Genomic DNA, 3,780 nt, shown 5'->3' with positions numbered 1-3,780 from the left:
TGAAGTGTTGATAGTAATACCACGGGCTTTTTCTTCCGGTGCTTTGTCGATTTGATCGAAAGCAAATGCCTGACCGCCGTATGTCTTAGCTAATACGTTAGTGATAGCAGCTGTCAGAGTAGTTTTACCGTGGTCAACGTGGCCGATGGTACCTACGTTTACGTGCGGTTTTACGCGTTCAAATTTAGCCTTAGCCATAAGTAACCCTTATTAAACAAAACGGCGGTTTTAAAAAATGCGTTGTATAAACGAGAGGCGTACAAGATGGTGCTGATACCCAGAATCGAACTGGGGACCTCATCCTTACCAAGGATGCGCTCTACCGCCTGAGCTATATCAGCAAGTAACATGTTGTGGAGCGGGCAGCGGGAATCGAACCCGCATCATCAGCTTGGAAGGCTGAGGTAATAGCCATTATACGATGCCCGCGGCCTACTCGTAGCTATTTGACTGACTGAATGGTGGAGGGGGAAGGATTCGAACCTTCGAAGGCAGTGCCGGCAGATTTACAGTCTGATCCCTTTGGCCACTCGGGAACCCCTCCACTAATGGTGCCGCTTATCCGAGTCGAACGGATGACCTACTGATTACAAGTCAGTTGCTCTACCAACTGAGCTAAAGCGGCACTACGTCAGTGGGTGCGAATTCTAGTAGAATGCTCGGAGGGGCGCAACAGAAAAAAGCAAAAAACACGGTTTTTCTTGTCTGACCGCTCAATTCCTGCGCAAATTAGCCTTTACTGGTCAATATATCGGGCAAGACCCTGAAAAATCAGTAAAGGCTCAGGGCTGATATCTAGATCAGGAAGATATGATATAAGGGAGGGCGCATCGCCGCCGGTGAACACCAGAACCTGAGCTTTTTCTAACAACCAGCCTTGCCGGATTGCGCCGGTAAGTGCTGCCAGACAACCATTTTGCAAGCATGATACTGTTTCTGTCCCGGGCAGAAGTTGAGCATCAATTGGCTCTGTATTGAATACCTTCGCCGTTTGCTGCACTACACTTTGCTGCTGCAAACGCAGCCCCGGCATTATCCAGCCACCCAGATGATTTCCCTCTTTATCCAGCCAGTCAATGGTCAGCGCCGTTCCGGCATCGACAATCATTACAGATTGACCTCTATAAAGCCGGCTGGCAGCTAGCAGCCCCAGCCAGCGATCCACGCCAAGCCGCTGAGGCTCAGCATAACTGTTAGTTACGCCAAAGGCTTTTGCCTGTGAGCTGATTTGATGCCAGGGTAAGTGGTCAAGCGCCAGGCGCTTTTGTAATGCGGACAATCTGCTATCATCAGCAACGCAAGCGAAATAAACGGCTGCCAGGGGTAACGTCTTTAAAGTATCTGCTGTCAGATGTGACAACGTGCGGATTTCCCCTTGATCAAACAGCGCAGCTTTTTCACGGGTATTACCAATATCCAGCAATAAATACATTTAGTCTCCTGAGCGTAAACTGAGTTCACCACCATAATAAACGTCTGTTGCATGCCCGCTATCGATAATGATGCCGCCATGTTTATCCACACCACGACATACCCCTGATATCGGCGACTTTGCCAGTAAACTGACCTTACGGTTGTTAAACACATCGTGCTGATTAAATTCAGTTACAAAGGGTGCAAACCCCGTGATAGCAAACTCCTGCAATATGGAGCTGAGCTCGTGCTGCAACTGCACAACTAAGCTGTTTCGTTCAACCGGTTGCAACGATACAGCACGAAGATCGGTATAGGGCTGGTCAATATACTGCTTGCTATGTTCAGGCATACCGATATTTAAACCAATACCGATAACGACATCGCAACCAGCATCGACCTGACCTGCCAGTTCAACCAGAATACCAGCCAGCTTTCTGTTATTAACGTAAATATCGTTAGGCCATTTAATCTGCGCTTTGACCTGATATTGACGCTGCAGTAACCGGCAGATCGCCAGCCCGACAACCAGACTTAATCCCATGGCTGCAGGCATACCTTGTTCCAATCGCCAATAACAGGAAAAATACAGGTTCGTACCAAAAGGAGAATACCAGGCCCGGCCATGCCGGCCACGCCCTGCGGACTGCGCTTCAGCAACAATAACACTGCCCGGCTGTAGTTTCTGACCGGCTTGCAGTCGCTGCAAGAGCTGACAGTTTGTTGAGTCGGTAATATGCTGCACCAAAATTTGCGGACTGCCGTCTCGCTGCAGGCTGTTAATCTTATGAGCATCCAGTAATTGAATAGCCTGGGTTAATTTATAGCCACGGCCCTTAACACTGAATATCTCAAGGCCATGTTGTTTAAGTTCGTTAAGATAATTTGCGACAGCGGTCCGGCTAACCCCGAGCTGCTCTGCAAGCCATTGGCCAGAGTAGAATTTGCCATCTGCCAGATACTGCAGTAACTGACGCTGGTTGACCAGATTGGTTTTAGACATATTGGTGTCCATTGCTGTCCAGTAACCTGACCTCGGGTTCAAGGTGTATCCGATAAGCGGTTCTCACTTTATCTTGAATTAACGTAATTAAAGCGAGTAAATCCTCAGAGGTGCCATTGCCATAATTAATTAACACCAGAGGCTGTCTTAAATAGCAGCCGACATCGTGCAGCCGGTAGCCTTTTAATCCTTGCTGATCTATAAGCCAGGCAGCAGGGACTTTAACGGTGTTATCAGCAAGTATAAAACCCGGCATAGCAGGATAGGTTAATTTTAATTGGTGATACTCCGCCACACTGATCACCGGATTTTTAAAAAAACTACCACAGTTAGCGATTTCCCGGTAATCAGGTAGCTTACTTTTACGCGTCGCTATCACTTGATCAAAGATATCGTTAATAGAACAGGTCGCCGCCAGTCTGTCGAGGCCCTGGTAACTCAACACAGGCTTAGCTGTTGTCGATAACATGATGCCAACAGCGACGATTATCCCGTCGCCAGATAGCTGTTGCTTGAAAATACTGTCCCGGTAGCCGAACTGACACTGTTCCGGGGTTAGTCTTTGTATGCTTCTGGTCCGCCACGAAAAAAAATCAACATACACACATACGTCTGCGAATTCGATACCATATGCGCCAATATTCTGTACCGGAGCCGCACCGACTGATCCTGGGATCAACGCAAGGTTCTCAATCCCCCATAGCTGCCTGTCAACAGTGTCGCTAACCAGCTGGTGCCAGTTATAGCCTGCTTCGACATGAAGTAAACACTTGTCTGCATGCAGCCAGCTTTCAGTGATGGCAGTACCAGTAAAACGAATGATAGGCCGGCTTAGTGGCTCCAGAAAAATGGTATTGCTACCCTCACCCAAAACCAGCGGTGACGAAGTTATATCCAGCCGCGCCAGTTCTGTCACATTGTCTACTTCGATAACGGTAGCCAGGCGGGTTTTTAAACGAAAAGTAGAATAAAACTCTGCGGGCTGATCATGGAGGATATGCATAGTAAGGCCACTGATATTGTATGCCGCCATTGTAAGGCTGATAAATACATAGCGCAATTTCACAGCGAATAAAAAAGCCCCTGCTCTTTCGAGAGGGGCTGTTTTATTGAATTGGGAGGCTGCGGGGCTGGCCTACCAGCGGTGTACTACGCTCGCCTGTTTCGATGCAAAAAAGCCCACTCGACTGAGTGGGCTCTTTGGCATTATTGGGAGCCTGGCGGTGTACTACTCTCGCATGGCGAATGCCACACTACCATCGTCGCAGCTGCGTTTCACTTCTGAGTTCGGAATGGGTTCAGGTGGTTCCACAGCGCTATTGCCACCAGGCAAAAAACTGTCGGAAACAGTTTTTAACGCACTT

The 3,780-nt window shown here is 48.4% G+C and carries 4 protein-coding genes, 4 tRNA genes and 1 rRNA gene; all 9 read right to left on the bottom strand.

What is annotated here, in order from left to right; all coding sequences use genetic code 11:
- On the bottom strand, nt 1-198 hold a 198-nt coding region (locus R3177_RS13820; RefSeq protein WP_318971600.1), incomplete at its 3' end, for a GTP-binding protein.
- 67 nt (nt 199-265) lie between these two features.
- Nucleotides 266-341: transfer RNA gene (locus R3177_RS13815), tRNA-Thr, on the bottom strand.
- Nucleotides 342-354: 13 nt separating this feature from the next.
- Nucleotides 355-429 (bottom strand) — tRNA-Gly (locus tag R3177_RS13810).
- Between the two features lie 30 nt (nt 430-459).
- A tRNA-Tyr gene (locus R3177_RS13805) sits at nt 460-544 on the bottom strand.
- A gap of 5 nt (nt 545-549) precedes the next feature.
- Nucleotides 550-625, bottom strand: a tRNA-Thr gene (locus R3177_RS13800).
- 111 nt (nt 626-736) lie between these two features.
- Nucleotides 737-1,432, bottom strand: a complete 696-nt coding sequence (locus R3177_RS13795) for a type III pantothenate kinase (protein ID WP_318971599.1) — start codon at nt 1,430-1,432, stop codon at nt 737-739.
- Nucleotides 1,433-2,416 (bottom strand): bifunctional biotin--[acetyl-CoA-carboxylase] ligase/biotin operon repressor BirA, encoded by a 984-nt coding sequence (gene birA, locus R3177_RS13790; RefSeq protein WP_318971598.1) that lies wholly within the window; start codon nt 2,414-2,416, stop codon nt 1,433-1,435.
- Entirely contained in the window at nt 2,409-3,419 is a 1,011-nt protein-coding gene (murB, locus tag R3177_RS13785) for a UDP-N-acetylmuramate dehydrogenase (RefSeq protein ID WP_318971597.1), read from the bottom strand. Before murB ends, birA begins: the two co-directional genes overlap by 8 nt.
- Before the next feature lie 212 nt (nt 3,420-3,631).
- Nucleotides 3,632-3,746: ribosomal RNA gene (gene rrf, locus R3177_RS13780) — 5S ribosomal RNA — on the bottom strand.
- Nucleotides 3,747-3,780 lie beyond the last annotated feature (34 nt).

Origin of the sequence: Arsukibacterium sp., from assembly GCF_033722355.1 — a bacterium.
In the GTDB taxonomy this organism is placed as follows: domain Bacteria; phylum Pseudomonadota; class Gammaproteobacteria; order Enterobacterales; family Alteromonadaceae; genus Alishewanella.
The sequence above is the reverse complement of the archived record's forward strand: the minus strand, read 5'-3'. Positions and strand labels throughout refer to the sequence as shown.